Origin of the sequence: Pseudomonas sp. QC2 (genome assembly GCF_002859085.1) — a bacterium.
GTDB classification, from domain to species: domain Bacteria; phylum Pseudomonadota; class Gammaproteobacteria; order Pseudomonadales; family Pseudomonadaceae; genus Aquipseudomonas; species Aquipseudomonas petroselini.
In genome coordinates this window covers 90,656-115,598 of the sequence record NZ_PKKS01000019.1, presented here as the reverse complement: position 1 = coordinate 115,598, position 24,943 = coordinate 90,656, and the positions used below count along the sequence as shown (strand labels likewise).

Below are 24,943 nucleotides of genomic sequence, written 5' to 3'. Positions count from 1 at the left end.
AGCCCGACGGCCATCCACGGATGGCCGTTTTTGTGTCACCTGATGCGGTTAAAGTTTCGAAATTGTTTCAAGGTCGCCAAATAGGCTACCTTGATGTAGAAAACGGCCCCTGAGTCGCCCACGAACCTTCCTTTTGCGGCGAAAGGAGACGCTATGATTTTCCCGGTACTAGAAGGCCTCAAGCTGCACAAAGTGCTGGTGCGCACCGTCAAGGAATTTGTCGATGACGAGATGCCCACCTACGCCTCGGCGCTGGCCTACCAGATGCTGTTCTCGCTGTTTCCCTTCCTGCTGTTCCTGATTGCCCTGATCGGTTTCCTGCACCTGCCGGACTTCTTTACCTGGCTGCGCCTGCAGTCCGAGCTGGTGTTGCCGCCCCAGGCCCTGGAGCAGGTCAACCCGGTGATCGACCAGTTGCAGCAATCCAAGGGTGGCCTGCTGTCGGTGGGTATCGTGATTGCGCTGTGGACGGCCTCGGCCGGCGTGCGTCTGATGATGAGTGCGATGAACGCCGCGTATGACGTGGTCGAAGGTCGGCCTATCTGGAAGCGCTTTCCGCTGTCGATTTTCTACACCGTCGGCATCGCCGGCATGCTGTTGGCCGCTGCAGCGTTGATGGTGCTCGGCCCGCAGGTGATGGAGTGGTTGGCGGGGCAGATCGGCATGCAGGAGTTCGTGGTCACCTTGTGGACCATCGTGCGCTGGCCGTTGATCGTGATCCTGCTGATGTTTGCCGTGGCCCTCATGTATTACGTGATGCCGGACGTCGAGCAGAAATTTCGCTTTATCACCCCAGGCTCGGTGCTGGCCGTGGTGGTCTGGATCGTGGCCTCCCTGGGTTTTGGTTATTACGTCAAAACCTTTGCCGACTACAACGCCATGTATGGCAGCATCGGTGCGATCATCGTGTTGCTCCTGTACTTCTACATTTCTGCGGCCGTGCTGTTGCTGGGCGCGGAGATGAATGCGGTGATCGAGCACATGTCCGCCGAGGGCAAGGACCCTGGCGAAAAAGAGTTCGATGAACCCGGCCACACCGTTGAAAAACAGCACGTCTCAGGCCTTGGCCGGGACCATTCCAAGCCCACCCCTGACGAAGTCTGATCGATGATCCGTGAAATCCTGAAAATGGGCGACGAGCGCCTTCTGCGTATCGCGCCTCCGGTTCCGCCGGAAATGTTCGACAGCCCCGAACTGTGGCAATTGATCGATGACATGTTCCAGACCATGGAACACGTGGGCGGCGTCGGCCTGGCCGCGCCGCAGATCGGCGTTGACCTGCAATTGGTGATCTTCGGTTTCGAGGCCAGCGAACGCTACCCGGACGCGCCGCCGGTGCCGCAGACGATCCTGATCAACCCGCTGATCACGCCGCTGGGCCCGGTGCTTGAAGAGGGGTATGAAGGCTGTCTGTCCGTGCCCGGCATGCGGGGCGCGGTGAGCCGTTACCAGCAGATTCGCTATGAAGGGTTTGATCCGAAGGGCGAACCTATCGTGCGGTTTGCCGATGGTTTTCATGCACGGTTGGTGCAGCATGAGTGCGATCACTTGATCGGCCGGTTGTACCCGTCGCGGATCACTGACTTCAGCAAGTTCGGGTTTATCGAGGTGATGTTTCCGGACATGGATCCCACGGCCGACGCCTAGCGTTCAGGCCCAATGAGACCGAACGGTGGGAGCGAGCAAGCCCGCTCCCACCGTTGGGATGCCTTTCAAGTCGGGTTATTTGGCCGGCTTCACAAACCGCAACGTCATCCGATCCGACTCGCCAATCGCCACATACTTGGCCTTGTCCTGCTCCCCCAATTTCAATGTCGGCGGCAACGTCCACACCCCAGCCGGATAGTCCTTGGTGTCTTTCGGGTTGGCGTTGATTTCGCTCTGTCCCGCCAGCTTGAACCCGGCATCCGTCGCCAGTTTCACCACCTGGGCCGTGGTCAGGTAACCGCTGTCTTTGATCGCGTCCAGATCGGCCCCCTCCTTGGCCCGATGATCCTCCACGCCCAGCACGCCACCCGGTTTCAGCACGGTGTAGAAGGCACTGAACGTCTTCGCTGCGGTATCAGCCGCGACCCAGTTATGCACATTACGGAATGTCAGCACGGCGTCTGCCGAAGCGGGTTTGCCGAACACCGGCGCCTTGGGGTCGAACTCGACCACCTCAGCCTTGCCGTACCGAACAGGGTCAGCCGCGAATTTCTTTTTCAGGTTCTCTTCCGAGGTGCGCGCATAGGCACTGCTGCTCGCGGCCTGCACCGCCGCGATGTAATGCCCGTGATCCTTGAGCAGCGGTGCCAGCACCTCGCTGTACCAGCCGCCGCCGGGGGTGATCTCGATCACGGTTTGCTTGGCGCCCAAGCCAAAGAACGCCAGTGTCTGTTGCGGATGGCGATAACCGTCGCGGGCGCTGTTGGCCGGGTCGCGCCAACTGCCGGCGAGCACGCTCTGGTACTGCTGGGCGGTGAAGGTGGCGTCGGCTGCCTGGCTTAAAACCGGGGCGAGCAGGGCGGTGAGGGACAGAGCTGCGAGTGTGGTTTTCATGATCATCCTGTAAAGGGCCACTGTGCCGCCGAGGCTAGCATGGGCCCTGTACGCTCGGATCACACATTATCCGAGGTCGACCTCACCAAACGATCTAAGCCCATCGCGATCATCGGTTTGTTGCGTTTGTAGCGCACCAGCCGTTCGCTGAGAGACTGCGGCAACAGCGTGTCCTGACTGAACCCCATGCGCTGATACAACCCCTCCAAGTCCGGATGGCACAACAACCACACTGTACCTTCGACATCGGCCACCGCCGCCGCGATCACCTGCGCCGCCAGCCCCTGGCCGCGATAGGCCGGATCAACAAACACTCCGGTCAGCCACTGCCCGCCGACCACGGGTGTGAGGCACAGACCCGCGACAATCTCGCCATCGCGCGCCACCCACAAACGCCCGCCCTTGAGCGCCTTCATCGGCGAATTGTGGCTGCGGTAAAATTTATTCAGCAACGGCCAAAGCGGCTCTGCCAGCGGTTCGATGTGCAATGGGGGCATGGTGTTCAGGCAAGCGTTATCAAGGACCGGGGATTATAAGCGCCTTCTGTCTTGCAATAGGTGGTATACCCACTGCTACATCCCCTGTCAGTGGAGCACGCATCATGGCCAAAGGTATGGATTCAAAGAAAGCCGCGAAGAAGAAACCGGCAAAGACCGCAGATGAAAAACGCGCCGACAAAAAAGCCAAGAAAACTGAGACAGGCCTGTTCGGTCACTGAGTGACACGCTTGTAAGCAAACCCTCTGCAAGATTTCCCAGCCTCTACCGTAAGCCCCAAATGGCCGCTTGAAACCGGTTCTCTGCAGCGAAGCCGATCAAATGTGGGAGCACGCCCGCTCCCACAGGTTGATTGCATTTCAGTTCATCTGCTTTCTGCTGCCAGGGCCGTAATCACCGCCGGCCGTGCGCCGATCCGCTGCTGAAACGCCGCCAGCGCCGGCCACTCGCCCAGATCAATAGCGTGAAACCCTGCCCAGCGCAGCACCACGAACAGGTAGGCGTCCGCTACCGAATATGCGGTGCCCAACAGATAATCCTGGTGTTCCAGCGTCTGCACCAGCACCGCGAAACGCTTGAAGAGGGTGGCCTGGAACAGGGCACGCACCTCGCCCTGGATGGCATCGTTGAAGAACACCGCCAACCCGCCGTGCACTTCGGTCGCGATGAAATTCAGCCATTCCTGCAACCGCACGCGCTCCCAGCTGCCATTGGCCGGGGCCAGTCCGACGGTGGGTTTCAGGTCGGCCAAGTACTGCAGGATCGCGCTGGCTTCGGTCAGCACCTGGCCATCGTCCAGCCTCAGCGCGGCGACGTAGCCCTTGGGGTTGATCTGCAGGAAATCCTCGCCATCGGCGGTGGTTTTGGCCTGGTTATCAACCCGCACCAGGTCGAACGGCAACGCCAATTCGCGCAGGACGATATGCGGGGCGAGGGAACAGGCGTGGGGGGCGAAATACAGTTTCATCTGGGGCAGCTCCGTTGAATTTGCGCCAGTCTCGTGGGCGTGGCACCTTGCGTAAAATTAAACCTTCAGACCCCTGCCATAAGGATCGCTACTGCCATGATGAACCTGATGCATTGGCGCCTGCTGGTGGCGGTGGCCGATCACGGCAGCATCACCGCCGCCGCCGAGCATGTGGGCATGACCCAATCCGCCGCCAGCCAGGCCATGGCCGGCATGGAGGCATCACTGGGTGCGCAGCTGTTTACCCGCGAGCCGCGCAAGACCTTGCCCACTGCCTTGGGCTTGAGTGTGGTCGAGCAGGCGCGGGTGATGCTCACAGCCTTGCAGGCGATTCGCAGCACCGTGGACGAAGCCAGGCCCATGCTGCGTGGGAGTATTCGCATTGCAAGTTTCCCCATGGTGCTGGTGGCCTTTCTCACTCCGTTGTTACAACGCTTCGCGCAGCTTCACCCCGGTATAGAGGTCACCACCCTTGAAGTCACTGACAACGAAGTGAACACGTTGCTCGACGCAGGCCTGATCGACTTCGGCGTAGTGCTCAACCCCCATCCTGGGCGCAATGCCACGGTGTTGGGGCGGGACAATTGGCTGGCGGTGTTGCCGGTGCAGCACGCGCTGGCCCAACGTCCGGCGCAGGCCACGGTGACGCTGGAGGAATTGCTGGCACAGCCCTTTGTACTGGCCACAGGTGGCTGCACCGCCAATGCGCGCAGCCTGGGCGCTGATGCCGGGCTGACGCTGAGTGATATTCGCGTGGAAGTGCGCGAGTGGAGCAGTGCCTTCAGCCTGGTTCGCGAAGGTGTCGGCGTGACCCTGGTGCCGGAAATGACCCTGCCAGCCCAACGCCAGGGCCTGCGGGTGATGCCACTGGCCGTGCCCGTGCACCGCGAGTTCTCCCTGGTCGCAGCGCAACACTGTCCGCCCTCCGCTGCTGCCGGCGCATTGTTAAAAATGCTGGCTGACTAGTGGCCTTGCATAGCGCCAAGCCGTGTCTATGCTCACCCAGAACCGTTGATGACGCTTGGCATATAAAGCGATTTGGATGGTTATTTCCCCATGAAGGTGTGCCAGCAATAGCCAACAAATGAATGGAATGCGCCTTCTGGGCGCCGGTAATCAAGGGTGATCTGACCATGTTCAACCGCCATCACAAATCCGACCTGCAACAAATCGAACGTTTCTCCTGCGCACTCACTGAATCCAACGCCAAACTCGCCGCCATCAGCCGTTCCATGGCCATGATCGAGTTCGACCCCAGTGGCGTGATTCTCGACGCCAACGACAACTTCTGCAAAGCCATGGGCTACAGCGCCGAGGAGATTTGCGGCAAACATCACCGCCTTTTTTGCGACGAGGCCTACACCCAAACCGACGCCTACGCCAAGCTTTGGCGTGACCTGGCGCGGGGCGAGGCGCTCAGTGGCACCTTTATGCGCTTGAACAAACATGGCCAGGAAGTCTGGCTCGAAGCCAGCTACATGCCGGTGCTGGACAAAGACAATCACGTATTGAGCGTGATCAAAGTCGCGTCGGATATTTCCGCACGGGTTCACCATGAGCATGAAAACCAGAGCCTGATCGACGCCATCGGCCGCTCTATGGCGGTGATCGAATTCACGCCCCAGGGCCAGATCCTCAACGCCAACGACAACTTCCTGAAAACCGTGCAGTACTCCCTGGATGAGATCGTCGGCCAGCACCACAGCCTGTTCTGCCACCGCAGCGAAGTGGAGTCGCCCGCCTATAAGGCGTTCTGGGCGTCCCTCAACCGCGGCGAGTACCACTCGCACCGCTTCGAGCGCAAAAACAAATACGGCAAGACGCTGTTCCTGGAAGCCTCCTACAACCCGATCTTCGACACCAATGGCCGCTTGTACAAAGTGGTGAAGTTCGCCAGCGACATCACCGACCAAGTCACCACCCTGCGCAGCGCCGCTGACTCGGCTCACGCCACCTCGGTGCAAAACGATGCCTGCGCCCGTAAGGGGTCGGAAGTGGTGCAGCAAACTGTGCAGATCATCGAAGAAATCTCCCTCGACCTGAACCAGGCGGCCGTGAGTATCGACGCGGTCAGCAAGCAGTCGGACATCATCGGCGCCATTGTGCAGACCATCCGCAGCATTGCCGAGCAGACCAATATGCTCGCGCTCAACGCTGCCATTGAAGCGGCGCGGGCCGGTGAGCATGGGCGCGGGTTTGCAGTGGTGGCCGACGAAGTGCGCAGCCTTGCGGGGCGGACCAGCCAGGCGACGGTGGAAATTGTTGATGTGGTGCGCAAGAACCACGACCTGTCGCTGAGCGCCGTGTCGAGCATGCAATCGAGCTTGAGCCGCACAGGGCTGGGTGTAGAGTTGGCGAACGAAGCGGGGCAGGTGATCCTGGAGATTCAGGAAGGCTCACGGCATGTGGTGGATGCGATCGGGCAGTTCAATTCGACGTTGCAGTTGCAGTAACCCCGAGCACGCTTTGCGTAGTGAGCGGGCTTGCCCCGCGCTGGGGGGCGAAGCCGCCCCAATAAAAACGCCGCATTCTGTCAGGCAGAATGCGGCGACTGGTTTTAGGGCGGCTTCGCCCCCCCCCAGCGCGGGGCAAGCCCGCTCACTACAGGCTAAGGGGCTTAGATCGCGGCCAGGGTTTCTTTTACCGCCCGCGCCTGCGGGTCAGTGGTCTTTGCAGCTACCTGCTGTTCTTGCTGCTGCTTCAAGCGTTCCGCCACTTGCTTGGAAATAGCGTCCTGCTTTTCCTGCGACATGTTCTGCACATCCGCCTCGGTCAAACCCTGCTCCTTGAGCAACTGCTCACGAATGCGCTCGGCCGGGGATTTGCTCATGTAATCGGTGAACTCGGACCGCGCCGTGCTGGTGGTCGAACCGGTTTTCGGCACGTCTGTTGTCGCCGTGGAGGCGGTAACGGCCTCTGTGGTGGTCTGCAACTGCACGCGGGTCTTGGCGAAGGCTTCGTCGATACGGTCAGTCGCCTTGTCCAACTCCTTCTGCGCGGCCGGCACGGTCACGCTTTGCTGCGCAGCTTGCAAGGCACCGCTGTACAGCGCGCTGGCGGCGGCGTTGGCGGGGTCCATGTCGGGCCGTTTGATCTGTTGAAGGGTCGACACGGCTTGGGTGTTGTTGTTAACCAGCATGATCGGTCACCTAGGGAAATGTTCGGTGCCTCAGGAGGAGCAAATAGCGTGCCGGGTGTGAACGCCTGGAATTAGGGCGCGTATCTATGTCGCTAAGGCAAGAACTGTCCTGTTTGCGGCCAATTCTTGCCGTTGGCGGCTGTCTCACGGCATCACTCAGTGTGTGGTGGTGTGATGGCTTGGTTGTTATCTAGAACGCCAATTCCAGTCAAATCCATCTCCCCACCATTGACTTCTAAGGAGTTTCCATCTGTGTCACTGGCTCTGAAGTAGAACCTTGCGAAAACTTTTCCAGTGTTGGTATTAAATTCAAAAAACGTAATTTGCCCCGCTGTCGCTTGAAAACGGATCTGCTGAGGGTCGGAGGCGTATTTTAAATCGCAGGTAGCGGTCACTGGGCCGCCGGGGGTGATGTCGTATTTGTCGCGGTTTCCGGTAATTCCAAGTGGGAGATGGAATTCCATATAAACGACATCGCTACCTCTCTGAGTCGTGTCCAATGTGTAGCGGAAGGCCATTCTTCTTAAGCTGATTTCATCGGCTCTGTATTCAAGAACCAAACTACCTCTCACGAGTTGTGCTGTGAATTTCCCATTTGTGGGGTTCCTATGGTTACTTTCCATTTGGGAGTCTGTCATGGCGCCGTCCTTGTTTATTAACTGGTGAATTGACAGAGCTGTGTCGCAAGCCCTGCGCAAATCAGGCGCCCATAAGTGCCGCAGGTCCACTGTCAGAAATAACAGTTACGACCAATGGTTGCGTCGTCATCAGTGGGCGATATTTTCCAGCGCCAGGTTACGCGTGCGTGGCCCGAACCAACTGATGGTGATCATCACGATCAACATGCTGCTGGCAATAAACGCCAGTACGCCCGGCGTGCCCAGGTGTTCGAGGATAAAGCCGATCAACAGGCTGCTGAACACCGTCGACAAGCGGCTGAACGAGTAACAGAACCCGACCGCCCGTGCGCGGATGTTGGTCGGGAACAGTTCGCTCTGGTACGAGTGATAACTGAAGCTCAGCCAGGCATTGCAGAAGGTGATCATCACCCCGCAGATCACCAGCCCCACCGCCGTGGTTTGCAGGGCAAACAGGCTGCCGAAGATCACGGCGCCCAGGGCCGAGCCGACGATCTGCCATTTGTTTTCAAAGCGGTTGGCCACCTTCACGAATAACAACGGCCCCAGCGGGTAGGCGAGGGTGATGATGAAGGCGTAGAGCAAACTGTGGGTCACGCTGACGCCCTGGCCTGAGAGCAGCGCGGGCAGCCAATTGCCGAAGCCGAAGAACCCGATGGCCTGGAACACATGGAACACGATCAGCATCAACGCGCGCCGGCGGTACGGCGGTTGCCAGATGTCGGCAAAGCGGCCGCTGCCCTGCACGCTGACGGCTTGCGGTTCGGGCTCGTCCAGCGGTTTGCCGTGATCCTTTCGGCAGCGCGCTTCCAGGTTGTCCATGATCTTCCCGGCTTCGTCGAAGCGGCCTTTCTGTGCCAGCCAGCGCGGTGATTCCGGCAGGCGTTTGCGCAGTTGCCAGATAAACAACGCGAACACGGCGCTCGACAGCACTACCCAGCGCCAACCCGAGATGCCGAACGGCGCCTGCGGCACCAGCCACCACGACATCAGCGCCACCGCCGGCACCGACAGGAACTGGATAAAAAACGCAAAGGCAAACGCCGAACTGCGCATGCGCTTGGGCACCAGTTCCGAGAGGTAGGCGTCGATAGTGACCAGCTCGATGCCCAGGCCGATACCCACCAGGAAGCGCATGCAGATGATGCCCAAGGCCGAGGTCTGGATGCCCATCAACACGGTGGCGACGGTGTACCAGATCAACGCAAAGGTAAAGATTGCCCGGCGCCCAAAACGGTCGGCGATGGGGCTGAGCAGGCTGGCGCCGAGGAACAGGCCCAGGAAGGTCGCAGAGGCGAAGGCCGCCTGGTCCGAGAAGCCGAACACGCCTTCGCTGCCGGTGTGGAAAATCCCGTCGCTGATCAGGCCGGGGCTGATGTAGGCGGTCTGGAACAGGTCATACAGCTCGAAAAAACCACCAATCGACAGCAGAGCCACCAAGCGCCAAACGGTAGCGACGGCGGGCAGACGGTCGATGCGCGCACTGATGTGGGCGGCGCGGAGGGGGTCGATGCCGTCGGTACTGGAGAGTGTGGGCATGGGGAAACTCAATAAGTGATCGGAATCTCGAATGTTTGAAACGCGTCATCCTGGGGATGGTAACCCAGCACCCGCGTGGTCTCGCTCAAATCCAAGCGCTTGAAGCGGTTATTGGAAATACCATGGGCAATCAAGTGCTTCACGCCCTCGGCCTCCACCGAACGTTGCAGCAACTGCACCGCATCACGGGGGCTGAGCCACGCGCTGAGGTCGCGGGCGTTGTTCAGGTCGTGGGTTTCGGGGAACTCGAAGGCGCCGATGCGCAGGGCAATCGTCGACAGCGGGGTTTTTGCCGCGTAGTAGCCGCACAACGCCTCGCCGTAGCATTTGCTCACACCGTACAGGTTAGCGGGCAACACGGGCATGCCGGGTGTGATCTGGCGATCCACCGGGTAGCCTTCGATGGTTTGCGCGCTGCTGGCGAATACCAGGCGTTTTACCCCGGCGTTCACAGCGGCTTCAAACAGGTAGGTCGTGGCGAGGATATTGTTGGGCAGCAACTCGTCGAACGAGGCGCTGGCATGGGGGATGCCCGACAGGTGCACGATCACGTCGATGCCGTCGAGCAGGGCAACCAGGCTGGATTGATCGCTGAGGTCGGCGTGCACGAAGCGGTGTTGGCCCACGTCGAAATCCGGCGCGATGCGATCGGTGAGGGTGAAGCGGTAGCGGTCTTTCGAGCCTTCGAAAAACGTCTTGCCGATTCTGCCGCAGGCGCCGGTCAGCAGTACGTTGAGTCCTTTCACGGTGTCGTCCTTGGTTTAGTTGTGACCGTCGAGGGCAAAGGCCTTGAAGCCAGCGTGCTGACTGAGGCGTTGATAGTACGCCGCGATGGCGGGGTAGGGTGGGCGCTCCATGGGCGTCATTTGCCAGCGGTGCACCGAGAGGCCGATCAGGATATCGGCGAGGGTGAATTCGTCGCCGGCCACGTAGGCACCGGTCTTGGTCAGCTGGCGTTCCAGAATGCCCATCTTGTCGTTCCACCGCTGCACGGCGGCGGCAATCTGCGTCGCGTCCAGACCCTCCGGGTTGCCGCGCACCAGGGCTGTGAAGGCATCGCCCCAGGCGCGGTTGAGTTCGACGGCTTGCCAGTCTATCCACTGCTCGACCCGCGCGCGCGGTGCGGGTTCGGCGGGCAGCAGATCATGCCGTTGGTAAAGGTTCACGAGGTAGCGGCAGATGGTGTTGGACTCCCACAGCACGCCGTGGTCGTCGATCAATACGGGGATCTGGGCGTTGGGGTTCAGGGCGAGGAATTCGTCGGACTGGGTGGGCTTGAAGCCAATGCCCCAGTCTTCGCGCTGGTAGTCGATGCCCAGTTCCTGGCAGGTCCAGAGTACTTTGCGCACGTTGATGGAGGACGTGCGACCCAAGATTTTCAGTGAGTGGCCCATGGTGCTTCCCTGGCGGTGGAAATGTGCAGTGGCCAATGTAGCAGGGAGCACGTATAAGAGCGAGTTGCGCGGAAACTGTGCCTATGAAAGAAACCGGCTCAGAGTGTTATATAGAGCCGGTTGGCTGAGAAGTCTCAATGTATGAGAGGTTGTTATAGTTCATCAAAGTATTGAATGTTGGCCTCACCTTTAACTTCGTGCTCCTGTCCTTTTATGTTTATAAAAAAACTAAATTCCAGCGTTACATGCAGTTGGTTAGGAATATAGGTTGATTTAACCTTCCCACGTAAAGCCTGGTAGCTTGTATTGTCGATATCGTAAAAACCCCAAGGAGGTACGTCATCACTTACGATCTCACCCTCGACAGAGCCGGGCTCATTGCCGATATACACAGTGACTCGAGTGTTTTCGTTTGAGTGAATATGAGTGCCGGTTAAGCGAAATATGCCCTGTCGATCGGTCATAATTACATCGCTAGTAAAAAAAGCTCCGATCGGAGACGCTTCAATATCAAAGTGCCCTTTAGCCTTTTTAGTTTTGATGTTGATGTCGGGTGTGTGTGGGATGCCAGCGGTCATGATTGCTTTCCTCCGGTTTAAATAAACGTTTGGTCCTGAGCATATTGGGAGTCAGGAAGCTTATTAGTCCGTATTATCGGAACCACGTCTACTGTCAGAAATCACAGTGTCTTATTGTATTTGACTGGGCTAACGTACTGAGATTTTATAGTGGGCTTTCTGACGCAATAACTTGGACTTTGTTCTGCAGGGGCAATCAATTGTTAAACTCACGCAGCCTTCTTTCAGCAGCTTGGTGTGTGCTGGTCCACGGCTTTTCCTAGCAGCAAGATGCTCAGTTCACTCAGTTGGTAAATCGCCAGGGCCACATCGCGGTGCTTGCCGCTGAGGTCATCGGACAGGTCGAGCAGCAAGGTGCTGACGGAACATACGGCTTCGTAGCTGTTGATCAGCAGGGTTTCTGTGGAGGTGTCAGGGATGACAGTGAAGAGCGTGTGCGTGGGGATGCTGTGCATGAGTGAAGTACCTGATATGGGCTGATACCTCATCGCTACTAAACGAGGGTGGCAGCTGTACGCAGGTTAGTAGACCGGTATCCCACACAAACCCGGCGCACCCGAAGGCGCCCTGCGCACAGCCACCATCAAGCATCGATAGGCTCATTTATCTTGTGTGAGGAAGCGGGCTACATAAACCCGATCACCGAGAAATTCAGCGACCAGACAACCTTAGAGACCCCCACCCAGGCGCACAAGCCGGCGGATTCTGACGTAAGCGTAGGCAACCGGGCAAGGCGCTTACCGCAATGTCAGTCGCGTCCTACAGGCGTCCTACGTACTCTCCCGCACCTGCAACTCAAACCCCATGTCCACCACCGGTTTGGCGATCTTGTTGCCCGCCATGATCGTCAATAAATGCTCCGCCGCCCGCCGGCCAATCGCTTCACGCGGGGTGCTGATGCTGCTCAGGCGCGGCACCATGAACGAAGACGCCGGCAAGTCGTTGAAGCCCAGCACCGCCACACGCTCCGGCACCTTGATGCCATGGCGCAGGGCTTCCAGCAGCGCGCCCTGGGCCAGGTCGTCGTTGCCGAAGAAGATCGCGTCCACGTCCGGATGCGCCGCCAGTAACTGTAAAAACAACTCGCCGCCCAGGCCCACGGAGGAGGGGCGCGGCGTCAGCAACTCCAGCGCCGGGTCGTACAGGCCGGCTTGTTGCAGCGCTCGGCGAAAACCTTCGCCACGCAGCAAGGTGCGTTGGTCCAACTGCGCACCGATGTACGCCAGGCGCTTGCGCCCACGGGAGATCAAATGCGCTGCCGCCGTCTCGCCCGCCGCCAGCTGCGAGAACCCCACGCAGTTCACGCCGGCGTTCGGGTCCAGGTCCATCATGTACACGCACGGCACATTGCTGGCCTCGACCATCCGTCGGGCGCTTTCGGTGCGATCAAACCCGGTCAGCAACAAACCGCGTGGCTGGTAGGCCATGTAGTTGCGCAGCAGGTTTTCTTCTTCATCGCGCGAATAGTGGGAGTTGCCGATCAGCACTTCAAAGCCCTTGGGCCGCAGTACCTGGTGGATGGCTTCGAGGGTTTCGATAAACAGTAGGTTGGACAACGACGGCACCAGCACCACCACCGAATGGCTCTGGGCCGAGGCCAGGGCGCGGGCGGCGGGGTTGACCACGTAGTTCAGTTCGGCTGCGGCGTGTTGCACTTTTTCCACCAGTTCGGTGGCGACGGTGCTGATGCCGCGTAGGGCACGGGAGGCGGTAATCGGGCTGACGCCGGCCAGGCGGGCGACTTCGTTAAGGGTCGGGCGACCGGTAGTGCGCATTTTTTTATCGTTCTTAGAGGTCATCAGGCGGCTTGCCAAACAAAAATCGAGGCACTAAGGTAGCGCTGTCTCCAAAGGGCTGCAAATTCTTGAACAAAGGGTTGCCTGATCCTGTTCAACGCGTTGGAGCGGATGCACGCGTCACTCCATAAAAAAAGACAAGACGGCGCGGGAAAAGCCTGTTTTTGCACTAGCCTTACAGCGTGCAAAGGTAGCGCTATCTGCGTCCTGAGGTGTTCCATGAGTCAACCTGTTACCGCCCTGGTCATCATGGGTGTTTCCGGCTGTGGCAAGTCCAGCGTCAGCGAGGCCCTGTGCCGCCTGAACGGTGCGACCGCCATTGAAGGCGACAGCTTTCACCCCGCCGCCAACATCGAAAAGATGAGCGCCGGCCACCCCCTCAACGACGACGACCGCGCCGGCTGGCTCGACATCCTGTGCGATGAACTGCGCCGTTCGCTGAAAGCGGGCGAGCATCCCGTACTCACCTGTTCAGCGCTTAAAAAGAAATACCGCGACCACCTGCGCGAAGCCGCGCCGGGCCTGGGTTTCGTCTTCCTGGAACTGACCCGCGCCGTGGCCGCTGACCGCGTGTCCCATCGCCCCGGCCATTTCATGCCGGCAAGCCTGATCGACAGCCAGTTCGCCACCCTTGAGTCGCCCAAAGGCGAGCCGCTGACCTTGGCCCTCAACGCCAGCGAAGACAGCGTCGAGGAATTGGCCGAGCAGACCAATGCCTGGTGGCTGAAACACGGTTTTGAACCATCCAAATAATTTTTTGCCGGAAAAGATAGCGCTATCCCCGGCAGGAAATTCAACACCCGCTTTAATAACAACAACAAACAGGAGAGACCCCCCATGTTTGGCATGTCCCACGAGTCGTACCTGCTGTTAGATGCAGTCGTCACCATCATCGGGCTGATCGTGTTGATCACCCGGTTCAAGGTTCACCCCTTTATTGCGCTGATCATCGCCGCAGGCTTCCTCGGCCTGACCTCGGGCATGCCCGTGGACAAGATCATCAAGGCCTTCCAGGACGGCTTCGGCGGGGTGCTTGGCTTTGTCGGCATCATCCTCGCGCTGGGCACGATGCTTGGCAAGATGATGGCTGAGTCCGGCGGCGCCGATCAGATCGCCCAGACCCTGATCCGCGCCTTTGGCAAGGACAAGGTCCAGTGGGCCATGATGTTCGCCGCGTTCCTGGTGGGCATCCCGCTGTTCTTCGAGATCGGCTTTGTGCTGCTGATCCCGCTGGTGTTCATCGTCGCGCGCCGTACCGGTGTGTCGCTGATCAAGATCGGTATCCCGCTGCTGGCCGGCCTGTCGGCGGTACACGGCCTGGTGCCACCGCACCCCGGCCCGCTGCTGGCCATCGGCGTGTTTGGCGCGGACATCGGCAAGACCATCCTGTACGGCCTGATCGTCGCCTTGCCGACCGCCATCATTGCCGGTCCGATCTTCGGTACGTTCATCGCCAAGTACATCCCGGGCAACCCGTCCCAGGAACTGGTCGACCAACTGGCCCGCGAGACCGATAACAAGTCGTTGCCGAGCTTCGGCATCACCCTGGTCACCGTGCTGCTGCCGGTGTTCCTGATGCTGCTGAAAACCTTCGCCGACATCGCGTTTGCCGAAGGCAACGTGGTGCGCAACTGGATGGACATGATCGGTCACCCGATCACCGCGCTGCTGCTGGCGTTGCTGCTGTCGCTGTACACCTTTGGCCATCGCCAGGGCATCCATTCCAAGCAGATCCTCAAGCTGCTCGACGCCAGCCTGGCGCCGACCGCCGCGATCATCCTGATCATCGGTGCCGGTGGTGGCTTCAAGCAGATGCTGGTGACCAGCGGCGTGGGTGACGTGATCGGCCACATGGCGGTGAACGCACAGATCAACCCGATCCTGCTGGCGTGGCTGGTGGCGGCGGTGATTCGTGTGGCAACCGGTTCGGCCACCGTGGCAACCATTACCGGCGCGGGCATCGTGGTGCCGGTGGTGGGGATGATTCCAGGCGTTAACCGTGAACTGCTGGTGTTGGCAACGGGGGCGGGGTCGTTGATTCTGTCTCACGTCAACGATGCGGGGTTCTGGCTGGTGAAGCAGTATTTCAATATGACCGTGGCTGAGACGTTCAAGACGTGGACGGCGATGGAGACCATTCTGTCGGTCGTAGCGTTGATCTTCATCATGTTGCTGTCGTTGGTGGTGTAAGCCACACCGCAGCATCCCATGGGGTCACCCAATCAAATGTGGGAGGGGGCTTGCCCCCGATGGCAGTGGTTCAGTCACCGGATGCAGTGACTGACACTCTGCTATCGGGGGCAAGCCCCCTCCCACAGTTTGAGCACATTTCTTCAGGTGGATCGGGTCAGGCTTTCTGGGCCAACCCATCCGCCCTGAACATCCCCCGGATCCCCCGCACCGCCTGGCGAATGCGGTCCTGGTTCTCGATCAGCGCAAAGCGCACATGGTCATCGCCATACTCGCCAAAGCCAATCCCCGGCGACACACACACCTTCGCGTCCAGCAGCAATTTCTTGGCAAACTCCAGCGACCCCATGGCGGCATACTGCTCGGGAATCTTCGCCCAGACGTACATCGACGCCTTCGGATTCTCCACCATCCAGCCCAGCTCATGCAGGCCCTTGACCAGCACATTGCGGCGCTGGCGGTACTGCTCGGCGATGTCTTTCACGCACTGTTGGTCGCCTTCCAGCGCCGCAATCGCCGCCACCTGCAGCGGGGTGAAGGTGCCGTAGTCGTGGTAACTCTTGATCCGCGCCAGGGCGTTGACCAGTTCCGGGTTACCGACCATGAAGCCGATGCGCCAGCCGGCCATGTTGTAGCTCTTGGACAGGGTGAAAAACTCCACCGCAATGTCCTTGGCGCCCGGCACCTGCATGATCGACGGGGCTTTCCAGCCGTCGTAGACGATGTCGGCGTAGGCCAGGTCATGCACCACCAGCACGTCGTACTGCTTGGCCAGCGCAATCACGCGCTCGAAGAAGTCCAGTTCCACGCACTGCGCGGTGGGGTTGGACGGGAAGCCGAGGATCATCATCTTTGGCTTGGGGATCGAGCCGCGAATCGCCCGCTCCAGCTCGTCGAAGAAGTCCACGCCGGGCACCAGCGGCACCGATCGCACCTGGGCGCCGGCAATCACGGCACCGTAGATGTGAATCGGGTAGCTCGGGTTCGGCACCAACACCGTGTCGCCCTGGTCCAGGGTGGCCAGCATCAAGTGCGCCAGGCCTTCCTTGGAACCGATGGTGACGATGGCCTCGGTTTCGGGGTCGATGTCCACTTCATAACGGTCTTTGTACCAGCGCGAAATCGCCCGGCGCAGGCGCGGAATGCCTTTGGACGTGGAGTAGCCGTGGGTGTCTTCACGCTGGGCGACGGTGACCATTTTCTCCACGATATGCGGGGGAGTGGCGCCGTCCGGGTTACCCATGCTCAAGTCGATGATGTCTTCGCCGCGCCGACGCGCAGCCATCTTCAGCTCGGCAGTGATATTAAAAACGTAAGGGGGGAGTCGATCTATGCGCGCAAAGCGGCGCGGCGAACCTTGGTCTGCCATTGTTGCCTCGAGAGTACGTAAGCGCCCGGAACCGTCCGAGCGACGTCGGCCACTGCGGTGGCCTGCGGGGCAGACAATACGGTCGATGATGGCCAGTTGTCCAGATGCGTAGGAAAATTTTCTGCATGGAGTCCAGCGCGGATATGCCCCTATACTCGATACGGGTTTGTACCCTCATAAGAAGGAGACTGTTCGTATGGATCAGCAGACAAAACAACCGTTAGAGCCACGCATGGAAGCCGGTAAAGCCCTGGTGATCGCCGGGGTGCAAGGGCGTTACTCAAAGGCCACCGTGGGGGATATCCCCAAGCTGTGGGAATTGTTCGATACCTGCATCAAGGACATCAAGAAACGGGTTGGCGGCGTGACGTATGGTGTTTGCCACAACCCCAAGCATGGCGAATTCGACTACATGGCCGGTGTCGAGGTCCCGACCAAGGGCGACGTACCGAGCAACTTCGAGTCCATCGAGATTCCGCCGCTCAACTATGCCGTGTTCCCGCATTACGGGCCGGTGCAGGCACTGGAACAAACGTACGAGCGCATCATGTTCGAATGGCTGCCGCATTCGGGCTACAAGGTGATGGGCGCGGATTTCGAGCGCTACAGTGCCGATTTTGACGGGCGCAAAGGCACCGGGACGGTGGAAATCTGGTTGCCGGTAGGCGAAAGAGGCTGACCGCGACCCTTGTGGGAGCCGGCAAGCCGGCTCCTACGGGACATCAATACAACGTACTTCTGACCCGCTCCGGCATCTCCCGGTCATACGCCTCGGCATCAAACTGCCCATCATTGAGCCGCTTGTGAAACGCCCCCGCTGACGGCAACGCCGAGCGGTCCAAATGTTTCTCCGGGTTCCAGCAGTCCGAGCGCACAAACGCCTTGGAACAGTGGAAATACGCGGCCTCTACCTGCACCAGAATCACCGACCGCGCCGGCTTGCCATTCACCGCAAAACTCTCCAGCAGTTCAGGCTCGATGGAAATCTGCGCCCGGCCGTTCACGCGCAAGGTTTCGCCAACCCCTGGAATGATGAACAGCAACGCAATCCGCGGGTCCTGCACCAAGTTGCGCAAGGTATCCACGCGATTGTTCCCGGGCCGGTCCGGAATCGCCAAGGTGCGCTCATCCACAATCCGCACAAACCCAGGCACATCGCCGCGTGGCGAACCGTCGATGCCGTCCGGCCCGGACGAACTCACCACCACCAACGGCGACGCCCGCACCATGGCCTGGTAGTCCTCGTTGAGAAACGGGATTTCCTTGCGCACGGCGCGCTCGTGGGGGAGGCCGTAGAGGGTTTCGAGTTGTTCGAGGGTTGTCAGCATGTGAGTCACCTTGTCCTTGGATGAATACAGGGGCGTTCAGCCGCCAAAGCTGTGTTGGTAGCTCTGTGCGGATTGCCGAATGGCTTTTGCAACGTGAGGTGCCAACCGACAGTAATCGTCTTCCCGCTTGAGTGTTATTTCGAGGGTTTGGAGCAGCGCCTGGATACGCGTTTCGGGATATTCGACTTCGCAGGCTCTCGCAAAATCGAGGATACCCAGGCGTGAGGCGAACAATGATCTATTTCCGCTCAGGTCCAGCGCCAGCGAGTCCTCGGGGATGTAGGCGGTGGTATTCACGATGTCGTAAGCAGGGGCCAACCGCGTATCCGATTTCACCGGGTCACTGTAGAGCACACCGAAGTTTTTCAGATGTGCATCGCCATTCCCCACTATGCAACTCAGTGCCACGCTATCGAACAACTGATCAAGCGAGCTGCGTAGATGTTCCGGCGCGCAGAAGACGCGCACGGCCTTGGCGACCGCAGCGTAACTCTTGGTGTACTTTTGCTCGGCGGACAGGCCCATCAGTGTGGTCATGTCCTCGAACCCCAGGGGGTTGAGGTGATCGTCCCGATCAAAGCGCCGCATGATGAACAGCTTATTATTCTGTGACAGGTAAAACGGCGGTACGGGCAGGCCTGCATCGCGGGCAATGGACATGCACAGGTATTCATTGATGGCCAGCCCCGGAAATTCGTTGCGCCCGCTTTTGATAATCAGGTCGTTGGTTTTCGAGGTGAATTTGTGTTCGGGTGTATGCGGTTTTTCCGGCACCAGCACTTTAGGCTGCACACCCGAAATACCCGCTCGCAGAATGTAGCGATCCACCAGTTGGACGAATAGATCTTCCGCGCCGTCCCAGGCAAGGATTTCGTCGAGACTTTCCCCGGTCGTGGGAGGGCTGTTGCGATGGAGCAGATCGTTTACTTGATCCGAAGACACAAAAATACGGCCGATCGGCGCGCTGCTACCGGAGAGCGCCAGCAGCAACATCGGGTCGACTTTAACCGTCTTGGCGAGTCGATTGCGCAGTTGCTCCAGGACGTAGCCTTCCGGCAAGTTCATTTGGAAGATAGGGTGAAGTTCTCGGCGGCGATATTCTTCTACGCGAACAGGCATCGACAGACTGACTGCGCTATGTGCGAGTGTTCTATCGCCATAGCGAAACAAATAGTCGTCGGCACTCATCAACACACGGCCGCTTTCACCTTGAGGGGTATGAACGCGTAAGTGGGGGCTATTCATTGAACAAGTCCTCCAGTTCCTCCAAGGTCGGCAGGGTCACAGGCACTAATTTGAATTCGCTGCCCAAGGCTGCAGTCACGCGGGCATAGGCATTCATCGAGACCGAGAGGCTGCCTTTCTCGATTTCGATCAGTTTTTGTCGTGTAACCCCGGCCAACTTCGCCAGATCCGCCTGTTTATAGCCACGGTTAAGGCGCATGGTACGGAGTTGGTTGCCGAGTCGCTGAGTGATTACAGAAATATCCATGTCACATATTCATTACTTGGTTATATTTAAGTTATGTATACGTTACATTTTGAAGGTGTCAAGTTTGGCCTGACCAACCACCCACCTCAACCTTCGCTCATACCCAATCCGGCCCTTATACGCCTCCCCGCTATCCACCCATCCAGCCCTCAAGTACAACCCCATCGCCGCCACATTATCCGCGTCCACCGACAACTCCAGGCCCTTGATCTGCGGCCATGCCTGCAATGCCGCCGCCGGCAGCGCCTGCAAGCAGGCCTTGCCGAACCCGCGCCCTTGTTGATGCCGATCCACCTGCAACGCATGCAAGGTCGCGCTGTGCTCATCCGCCCAATGGGGCAGGCACGGTGGGCGTTTGAGCAGCAGAAAGGCCACGGGCAGGTCGTCGGCGAGCAGGGCGAAGCCTTTGATGGCGTTGGGGTTGGGGTTGACCAACAGGCTGTTCAGCGCGCAGTAGATATCGCCGGAGTACGCCAGTTGCTCGGGATGCACTTGCAGGGTGTCGAGGTGCTGTTTCTGCACAAGGCTCAGCGTCTCATAGGGGACGAGGCGGGTTTCCATCAGTGGCGCATCCGAAATCCTACAAAGAGGCGTGGATTCTAGCGGGTTTGCCGGGGGCGAAATTATTTTTCAGTGGGCTGTCGATTTGCCGCTGGCTTGTTCGATTAAGGGTGTATTCCGCGCTTTTCCTCCCGAAGGAGTATCACCATGAGCACCGCCATCAACACCCTGATCGAACAATGGAAACACGCCGTCACCGCCAAGGATGTCGAGAAAATTGTCAGCTTCTACGCCGACGATATCGTCGCGTTCGACGCCGTCAGCGCCCTGCAATTCAAGGGCAAGGCCGCTTACCAGGCGCACTGGCAGGCCTGCATGGAGTTTTGCCCTGGCCCCGGCGTGTTTGACTTTCATGAGCTGCATATCGTCGCCGCCGACGACAGCGCCTTTGCCCACTGGCTCGCCCACTGTGGTGGCACCGGGCCGGATGGCGTGCTTAAAACCTGCTGGATGCGCGTAACCGCCGGTTACCAGCGCATCAATGGCCAATGGAAAGTGGTGCATGAGCACTGGTCTGCACCTTTCGACATGGAAACCGGCACCGGTCTGTTCGACCTGAAACCTTGACTATCGCGATCTATAGTCAGTAGTCCGAAAACGGAGAACGTCATGAAATACCTGTGCCTGGTCTACAGCGACGAAGCGTTGCTGCAAAGTCTGCCCGACAGCCCCAAGGACCCGGAATGCCATGCTTATGCGGCGTCCGTTCACGGCAGTGGCCGCATGCTGGCCGCCGAAGCGCTGGAGTCGGTCACCACCGCCACCACCGTGCGCATGCGCAATGGCAAGGTGTCGATCACCGACGGGCCGTTTGCCGAGACCAAGGAGCAGCTCGCCGGCTTCTACCTGATCGAGGCGCGGGACCTGAACGAAGCGATCCAGGTGGCCGGCGGCATTCCGGCCGCCCGGGTCGGCAGTGTGGAAGTGCGCCCCGTGCGCGAATTGAATCTCTGAACAACAACCATAAGACTCAAGAGGTTTACCCCATGTCTACGCAACCTGCCGAGTTTGAATTGTCCATCAGCCGCGTGATCGATGCACCGCGAAGCCGCGTGTTCCGTGCCTGGACCGAGCCCACCTTGCTCCAGCAATGGTGGGGCCCCCACGGCATGACCACCCCCGAGTGCGAAATGAACCTGTGGGTCGGAGGCCTGTTTCGCACCCTGATGCGTGCGCCCGACGGTGCGGAATACCCGACCCAGGGCGTGTTCCTGGAGATCGTCGCGCCACGGCGGTTGGTGTTTACCGACGCCTTTACGCCGGGCTGGATTCCGTCGGGCAAGCCGTTCATGACCGCCGAAGTGACCCTGCAGGAGGTCGAGGGCAACAAGACCCTCTACACCGCCCGCGCCATGCATTGGCGTGCCGAAGACAAACAGGCCCACGAAGCCATGGGCTTTCACGATGGCTGGGGTCAAAGTCTCGACCGCCTGGTAACCCTGGTCACCCAAGGCATGCGCGATTGACCTTTTCGGTCGAGGCGATCTACCGCAGCGAATCAAGGCGGGTGCTGGCGACGCTGATTCGCGTGCTCGGCGACTTCGACCTGGCCGAAGAAGCCCTGCACGAAGCGTTTTTCGTCGCGGTGCAACGTTGGCCGCTGGACGGTGTGCCGGACAACCCACGCGCGTGGCTGGTCTCGACCGGGCGCTTCAAGGCCATCGACCGTCTGCGCCGCCAGGCGCGTTTTACCCCGTTGCTGCAGGCGCAGGCCGATGCGCTGGAGGCGGCTGACTGGAGTGATGAAGACGTGGAAGACGACCGCCTGCGCCTGATCTTCACCTGCTGCCATCCGGCGCTGGCGGCCGACGCCCAGGCGGCGCTGACCTTGCGCGAGATCTGCGACCTCACCACCGAGGAAATCGCCCGTGCTTTTCTGGCCACGCCGGCCACCATCGCCCAACGTATCGTGCGGGCGAAGGGCAAGATCCGCGAGGCCGCAATCCCATATCAGGTGCCGTCCCTGGCGGAGCTGCCCGAGCGTCTCGACAGCGTGTTGCGCGTGATTTACCTGGTGTTCAACGAGGGCTATTCGGCCTCCATGGGCGCTGACCTGACCCGTGAAGCGTTGACGCGCGAAGCTATCCGCCTGGGGCGTCTGTTGATGGCGTTGCTGCCCGAGCCGGAAGTCATGGGGCTGCTGGCGCTGATGCTGTTGCACGAGTCCCGACGCTCGGCGCGCACTTCGGCGAGTGGCGAATTGGTGCTGCTGGATGAACAGGACCGCTCGCTGTGGGATGCGTCCTTGATCGCCGAAGGCTGTGCGTTGGCGGAACAGGCGCTGAGCGCCCGGCGCTTTGGCCCGTATGGCCTGCAGGCCGCCATCGCGGCGGTGCATGCCGAAGCCACACGTGCAGACCAGACGGACTGGCGGCAAATCGTCGGGCTCTACGATGTGCTGCTCAGGATAATGCCGTCGCCGGTGATCGAACTGAACCGCGCCGTAGCGGTGGCCATGCGCGATGGCCCGCTGGCGGGGTTGCAGCAGGTAGAGCAGATTCTGGCGCGCGGCGAGTTGCAGGATTATCACCTGGCGCATTCGGCGCGGGGCGAGTTCTGTCGGCAACTGGGGCGTGTCGAAGCAGCGCGCACGGCCTACGAAAAAGCCCTGTCACTGACCCAGCAAATCCCGGAAAGACGCTTCCTCGAACAACGCCTGGCCGAACTCCAATCCCCCAGACAATGAAGCCCGCTCCCACACTGCCTTCATTGTCCAGAGGGCTCACTCCAGCATCGTGGCCAACAACCAACTCCCTGCCGGCCCCGGTGCATGCTGGCGCGACCACAACGCATCCACCGTGACCGAGCGTGGCCAGCCCCGCACCTTGAGTTCCTGCAGGCTGGCGTTGCCAAAACGCTCCACCAGCCAGCGGGGCAGGGGCGCCCAGCCGAAACCCAGCTGGGCCATCTCCATCAACATCAGGTAACTGGCGGCGGACCAGACTCGTCCAGCGGCGCGGTTGTCGTAAGGTTTGACGATGCTCGCCAAGCGCAATTCGCGATGGTGTTTCAAGGTCTGGTGGTCGACGCTGTCGAGGCTGGCCAAGGCATGTTGCGGCGACACGAACAACGCGATCTCGGTGCGCTCCTGCACCGGCGAGCGCGTCAGGTCAGGCGGGTAGACGTCCTGCTGTTCGATAAACGCAATCTGCGCCCGGCCGCTTTGCACCAGGTCGATCAGGTCGTCGCATTCGGCGATCAGCCATTCCAGTTCGAGGTCGGGGTAACGCTCGGCGAACGCAATGATCGCGGTTTCAAAACGCTGCGATTGATACGTGTCCGACATCGCAATCGTCAGTCTCGGCTCCAACCCCTGGGCTAACTGACTCGCCGCCAGTTCCAGGCGGCTGCTGGCTTCCAGCACCTGCTCGGCCCGTTCCAGCAGCACATGGCCGGCTGGCGTCAACGTCGGCTTGCGGCTGCTGCGATCGAACAGCACCACATCCAGGTCGATCTCCAAGCTCGCGACTGCCGCGCTGACGGTGGACTGGCTCTTGCCCAGCTTGCGCGCCGCGGCGGAAAACGACCCTTGGGTGGCCGCCTGGACAAACGCTTGCAGCACTTCGTTGGACGCCATGTCTATCGCCTTGGTCGATGGTTATTGGTTATGAAGTATCGAGTCAGGGCGTGATCATGGCAACCCTCGTCATTCATGGAGCGCAGGTTATGAGCCCTACCAAGTCGATTACTGAACGCGTTTGCCAAGCCCTGGGCTTTGAAGGCTTGGCGTTGTTGATTTGTACACCGCTGCTGGTGTGGATCACAGGCAGGCCGGCCCTGGAAATGGGCGCGGTGACCTTGGGGCTGAGCCTGCTGGCACTGACCTGGAACATCGTGTTCAACAGCCTGTTCGACCGCCTCAAGGTGCGCCTGCAACTCCCCGCGGGTGGCTGGACGCGGGTGCTGCATGCGCTGATGTTTGAAGGCGGGCTGATTATCGTGGCCGTGCCGCTGATCGCGGCGTGGCTGAATATCAGCCTGATGCAGGCGTTTATGCTCGACATCGGTGTACTGCTGTTCTTCCTGCCGTACACCTATGTGTATCACTGGGGGTATGACGTGCTGCGCGACAAACTCCTACAGAAACATACCGCCCGAGGCCTCGATCCGCTGGCCGGTGATCCAGTGGCTACCGTCGGCCAGCAGGCTGGCAATCGCTCCGCCGATATCGTCCGGTAAGCCGGCGCGGCCCAGTGCAGTGTTACTGGCGACCATTGCGTTGAGGTTGGCGTTATCGCGTACCGCGCCGCCGCCGAAGTCGGTTTCAATCGCGCCAGGGGCGAGGATGTTGACGCTGATGCCACGCCCACCCAGTTCCTTGGCCTGGTAGCGGGTGAGCACCTCCATGGCGCCTTTCATGGCGGCGTAAGCGGCGTAGCCGGGCAGGCTGAAACGCGCCAGGCCGCTGGAGATATTGAGGATGCGGCCGCCGTCGCGGATCAGTGGCAACAGCTTCTGGGTGAGGAAAAACGGGCCTTTGAATTGAATCGCTACCAGTTGGTCGAACTGCGCTTCGGTGGTGTCGGCAAAGCTGGCGTGAATGCCGATACCGGCGTTGTTGATCAGAAAATCGAAGTGATCCTGTGCGAAAACATCCTTGAGTGCGCTGGCAACCTCGCCGACGAAATCGCCAAAGGTCGCGCTTTGGCTCACGTCGAGTTTCAGCATCACCGCGCGGCCGCCCCGTTGTTCGATCTGGGCGACCAACGCCTGCGCTTCATCGGCCTTGCTGTGGTAAGTGCCGATGATATCGACGCCTTGAGCTGCCAAGTGCAACGCGCTGTTTTTGCCCAGGCCGCGGCTGGCGCCGGTGATCAATGCGATTTTGCGGGTCATGGTGATGTCCTCTGTGATTGAGTGTTGGGAGAAGTTTATTTGTCCGGCCATATCGTGATAAACAGCGCTATACCGGAA

General features: G+C 59.8%; 30 protein-coding genes and 1 pseudogene. 13 read left to right on the top strand and 18 right to left on the bottom strand.

Going from position 1 to position 24,943, the window contains the following annotated elements; translation table 11 throughout:
- Positions 1 to 153 precede the first annotated feature (153 nt).
- Positions 154 to 1,104, top strand: coding sequence for a YihY/virulence factor BrkB family protein (locus QCBJ_RS18495; protein ID WP_015885539.1), 951 nt, complete (start codon positions 154 to 156; stop codon positions 1,102 to 1,104).
- 3 nt (positions 1,105 to 1,107) lie between these two features.
- Positions 1,108 to 1,647 carry a peptide deformylase gene (gene def, locus QCBJ_RS18490; protein WP_015885538.1) on the top strand — a complete coding sequence of 180 codons (540 nt, stop codon included), beginning with the start codon at positions 1,108 to 1,110 and terminating at the stop codon, positions 1,645 to 1,647.
- A 75-nt stretch (positions 1,648 to 1,722) separates the two neighbouring features.
- On the opposite strand, the gene QCBJ_RS18485 is transcribed toward def, so the two are convergent.
- The 3 genes from QCBJ_RS18485 to gstA form a co-directional block, all read right to left on the bottom strand.
- On the bottom strand, positions 1,723 to 2,541 hold the full coding sequence (locus tag QCBJ_RS18485) for a class I SAM-dependent methyltransferase (protein ID WP_015885537.1): 819 nt from the start codon (positions 2,539 to 2,541) through the stop codon (positions 1,723 to 1,725).
- 59 nt (positions 2,542 to 2,600) lie between these two features.
- The gene (locus QCBJ_RS18480) at positions 2,601 to 3,038 is read right to left on the bottom strand and encodes a GNAT family N-acetyltransferase (RefSeq protein WP_043205799.1); all 438 of its coding nucleotides are present in this window, start codon (positions 3,036 to 3,038) and stop codon (positions 2,601 to 2,603) included.
- Between the two features lie 364 nt (positions 3,039 to 3,402).
- Positions 3,403 to 4,005 (bottom strand): glutathione transferase GstA, encoded by a 603-nt coding sequence (gene gstA / locus QCBJ_RS18470; protein ID WP_102061305.1) that lies wholly within the window; start codon positions 4,003 to 4,005, stop codon positions 3,403 to 3,405.
- 96 nt (positions 4,006 to 4,101) lie between these two features.
- Here gstA and QCBJ_RS18465 point away from each other — a divergent pair, with 96 nt between their 5' ends.
- The 3 genes and pseudogenes from QCBJ_RS18465 (at position 4,102) to QCBJ_RS30755 (ending at position 6,458) form a co-directional block, all read left to right on the top strand.
- On the top strand, positions 4,102 to 4,971 hold the full coding sequence (locus tag QCBJ_RS18465) for a LysR family transcriptional regulator (RefSeq protein ID WP_043205797.1): 870 nt from the start codon (positions 4,102 to 4,104) through the stop codon (positions 4,969 to 4,971).
- Positions 4,972 to 5,093: 122 nt separating this feature from the next.
- Positions 5,094 to 5,915 (top strand): annotated as a pseudogene (locus QCBJ_RS30760) (PAS domain-containing protein); the annotation flags it as partial.
- Entirely contained in the window at positions 5,889 to 6,458 is a 570-nt protein-coding gene (locus tag QCBJ_RS30755; RefSeq protein ID WP_370636903.1) for a methyl-accepting chemotaxis protein, read from the top strand. The pseudogene QCBJ_RS30760 and the gene QCBJ_RS30755, both read left to right, overlap by 27 nt.
- Before the next feature lie 164 nt (positions 6,459 to 6,622).
- Here QCBJ_RS30755 and QCBJ_RS18450 read toward each other — a convergent pair whose 3' ends face one another.
- The 8 genes from QCBJ_RS18450 to QCBJ_RS18415 form a co-directional block, all read right to left on the bottom strand.
- A complete protein-coding gene (locus tag QCBJ_RS18450) occupies positions 6,623 to 7,144 on the bottom strand; it encodes a hypothetical protein (RefSeq protein WP_015885532.1) in 522 nt (173 codons plus the stop codon).
- A gap of 152 nt (positions 7,145 to 7,296) precedes the next feature.
- Positions 7,297 to 7,782, bottom strand: coding sequence for a hypothetical protein (locus tag QCBJ_RS18445; RefSeq protein WP_102061304.1), 486 nt, complete (start codon positions 7,780 to 7,782; stop codon positions 7,297 to 7,299).
- A gap of 129 nt (positions 7,783 to 7,911) precedes the next feature.
- Positions 7,912 to 9,321 (bottom strand): MFS transporter, encoded by a 1,410-nt coding sequence (locus QCBJ_RS18440; protein WP_064053696.1) that lies wholly within the window; start codon positions 9,319 to 9,321, stop codon positions 7,912 to 7,914.
- 8 nt (positions 9,322 to 9,329) lie between these two features.
- Positions 9,330 to 10,067, bottom strand: a complete 738-nt coding sequence (locus QCBJ_RS18435; protein ID WP_093543155.1) for an NAD(P)-dependent oxidoreductase — start codon at positions 10,065 to 10,067, stop codon at positions 9,330 to 9,332.
- A gap of 15 nt (positions 10,068 to 10,082) precedes the next feature.
- Positions 10,083 to 10,715, bottom strand: a complete 633-nt coding sequence (locus QCBJ_RS18430; RefSeq protein ID WP_015885529.1) for a glutathione S-transferase family protein — start codon at positions 10,713 to 10,715, stop codon at positions 10,083 to 10,085.
- Between the two features lie 152 nt (positions 10,716 to 10,867).
- Complete coding sequence (locus QCBJ_RS18425) at positions 10,868 to 11,293, bottom strand: hypothetical protein (protein ID WP_102061303.1); 426 nt, start codon at positions 11,291 to 11,293, stop codon at positions 10,868 to 10,870.
- A 224-nt stretch (positions 11,294 to 11,517) separates the two neighbouring features.
- The gene (locus tag QCBJ_RS18420; RefSeq protein ID WP_043205792.1) at positions 11,518 to 11,748 is read right to left on the bottom strand and encodes a DUF6124 family protein; all 231 of its coding nucleotides are present in this window, start codon (positions 11,746 to 11,748) and stop codon (positions 11,518 to 11,520) included.
- 315 nt (positions 11,749 to 12,063) lie between these two features.
- Complete coding sequence (locus QCBJ_RS18415; protein WP_162471082.1) at positions 12,064 to 13,095, bottom strand: LacI family DNA-binding transcriptional regulator; 1,032 nt, start codon at positions 13,093 to 13,095, stop codon at positions 12,064 to 12,066.
- 213 nt (positions 13,096 to 13,308) lie between these two features.
- Here QCBJ_RS18415 and QCBJ_RS18410 point away from each other — a divergent pair, with 213 nt between their 5' ends.
- Both QCBJ_RS18410 and QCBJ_RS18405 read left to right on the top strand, forming a co-directional pair.
- Positions 13,309 to 13,842, top strand: a complete 534-nt coding sequence (locus QCBJ_RS18410) for a gluconokinase (RefSeq protein ID WP_015885525.1) — start codon at positions 13,309 to 13,311, stop codon at positions 13,840 to 13,842.
- Positions 13,843 to 13,926: 84 nt separating this feature from the next.
- Positions 13,927 to 15,279: a GntP family permease gene (locus QCBJ_RS18405; protein WP_015885524.1), complete on the top strand. Its 1,353-nt coding sequence runs from the start codon at positions 13,927 to 13,929 to the stop codon at positions 15,277 to 15,279.
- Between the two features lie 157 nt (positions 15,280 to 15,436).
- Here QCBJ_RS18405 and alaC read toward each other — a convergent pair whose 3' ends face one another.
- Complete coding sequence (gene alaC, locus QCBJ_RS18400; protein WP_015885523.1) at positions 15,437 to 16,648, bottom strand: alanine transaminase; 1,212 nt, start codon at positions 16,646 to 16,648, stop codon at positions 15,437 to 15,439.
- A gap of 196 nt (positions 16,649 to 16,844) precedes the next feature.
- On the opposite strand from alaC, the gene QCBJ_RS18395 reads away from it, so the two are divergent.
- Positions 16,845 to 17,327, top strand: coding sequence for a GyrI-like domain-containing protein (locus tag QCBJ_RS18395; RefSeq protein ID WP_043205791.1), 483 nt, complete (start codon positions 16,845 to 16,847; stop codon positions 17,325 to 17,327).
- Between the two features lie 43 nt (positions 17,328 to 17,370).
- On the opposite strand, the gene QCBJ_RS18390 is transcribed toward QCBJ_RS18395, so the two are convergent.
- The 4 genes from QCBJ_RS18390 to QCBJ_RS18375 are packed head-to-tail and all read right to left on the bottom strand — an operon-like array spanning position 17,371 to position 20,029.
- Complete coding sequence (locus tag QCBJ_RS18390) at positions 17,371 to 17,976, bottom strand: pyridoxamine 5'-phosphate oxidase family protein (RefSeq protein WP_064053690.1); 606 nt, start codon at positions 17,974 to 17,976, stop codon at positions 17,371 to 17,373.
- A gap of 36 nt (positions 17,977 to 18,012) precedes the next feature.
- Positions 18,013 to 19,221: a type II toxin-antitoxin system HipA family toxin gene (locus QCBJ_RS18385; protein ID WP_102061302.1), complete on the bottom strand. Its 1,209-nt coding sequence runs from the start codon at positions 19,219 to 19,221 to the stop codon at positions 18,013 to 18,015.
- Entirely contained in the window at positions 19,214 to 19,468 is a 255-nt protein-coding gene (locus tag QCBJ_RS18380; RefSeq protein WP_102061301.1) for a helix-turn-helix domain-containing protein, read from the bottom strand. The genes QCBJ_RS18385 and QCBJ_RS18380 overlap by 8 nt, the downstream gene beginning before the upstream one ends.
- A 42-nt stretch (positions 19,469 to 19,510) precedes the next feature.
- The gene (locus QCBJ_RS18375; RefSeq protein ID WP_102061300.1) at positions 19,511 to 20,029 is read right to left on the bottom strand and encodes an N-acetyltransferase; all 519 of its coding nucleotides are present in this window, start codon (positions 20,027 to 20,029) and stop codon (positions 19,511 to 19,513) included.
- 147 nt (positions 20,030 to 20,176) lie between these two features.
- Here QCBJ_RS18375 and QCBJ_RS18370 point away from each other — a divergent pair, with 147 nt between their 5' ends.
- The 4 genes from QCBJ_RS18370 to QCBJ_RS18355 are packed head-to-tail and all read left to right on the top strand — an operon-like array spanning position 20,177 to position 22,715.
- Positions 20,177 to 20,596, top strand: a complete 420-nt coding sequence (locus QCBJ_RS18370; protein ID WP_015885519.1) for a nuclear transport factor 2 family protein — start codon at positions 20,177 to 20,179, stop codon at positions 20,594 to 20,596.
- A 42-nt stretch (positions 20,597 to 20,638) separates the two neighbouring features.
- Complete coding sequence (locus QCBJ_RS18365) at positions 20,639 to 20,983, top strand: YciI family protein (protein ID WP_102061299.1); 345 nt, start codon at positions 20,639 to 20,641, stop codon at positions 20,981 to 20,983.
- A gap of 32 nt (positions 20,984 to 21,015) precedes the next feature.
- On the top strand, positions 21,016 to 21,495 hold the full coding sequence (locus QCBJ_RS18360; protein ID WP_046036465.1) for an SRPBCC family protein: 480 nt from the start codon (positions 21,016 to 21,018) through the stop codon (positions 21,493 to 21,495).
- Positions 21,492 to 22,715, top strand: coding sequence for an RNA polymerase sigma factor (locus tag QCBJ_RS18355; RefSeq protein WP_102061298.1), 1,224 nt, complete (start codon positions 21,492 to 21,494; stop codon positions 22,713 to 22,715). The genes QCBJ_RS18360 and QCBJ_RS18355 overlap by 4 nt, the downstream gene beginning before the upstream one ends.
- Before the next feature lie 36 nt (positions 22,716 to 22,751).
- Here QCBJ_RS18355 and QCBJ_RS18350 read toward each other — a convergent pair whose 3' ends face one another.
- Entirely contained in the window at positions 22,752 to 23,606 is an 855-nt protein-coding gene (locus tag QCBJ_RS18350) for a LysR family transcriptional regulator (RefSeq protein WP_015885515.1), read from the bottom strand.
- 89 nt (positions 23,607 to 23,695) lie between these two features.
- On the opposite strand from QCBJ_RS18350, the gene QCBJ_RS18345 reads away from it, so the two are divergent.
- Positions 23,696 to 24,208 (top strand): multidrug/biocide efflux PACE transporter, encoded by a 513-nt coding sequence (locus QCBJ_RS18345; RefSeq protein ID WP_064053685.1) that lies wholly within the window; start codon positions 23,696 to 23,698, stop codon positions 24,206 to 24,208.
- Here the strand turns inward: QCBJ_RS18345 and QCBJ_RS18340 are convergent.
- Positions 24,107 to 24,865 carry an SDR family NAD(P)-dependent oxidoreductase gene (locus tag QCBJ_RS18340; RefSeq protein ID WP_102061297.1) on the bottom strand — a complete coding sequence of 253 codons (759 nt, stop codon included), beginning with the start codon at positions 24,863 to 24,865 and terminating at the stop codon, positions 24,107 to 24,109. The two genes, QCBJ_RS18345 and QCBJ_RS18340, sit on opposite strands and share 102 nt — an antisense overlap.
- Positions 24,866 to 24,943: the final 78 nt, after the last annotated feature.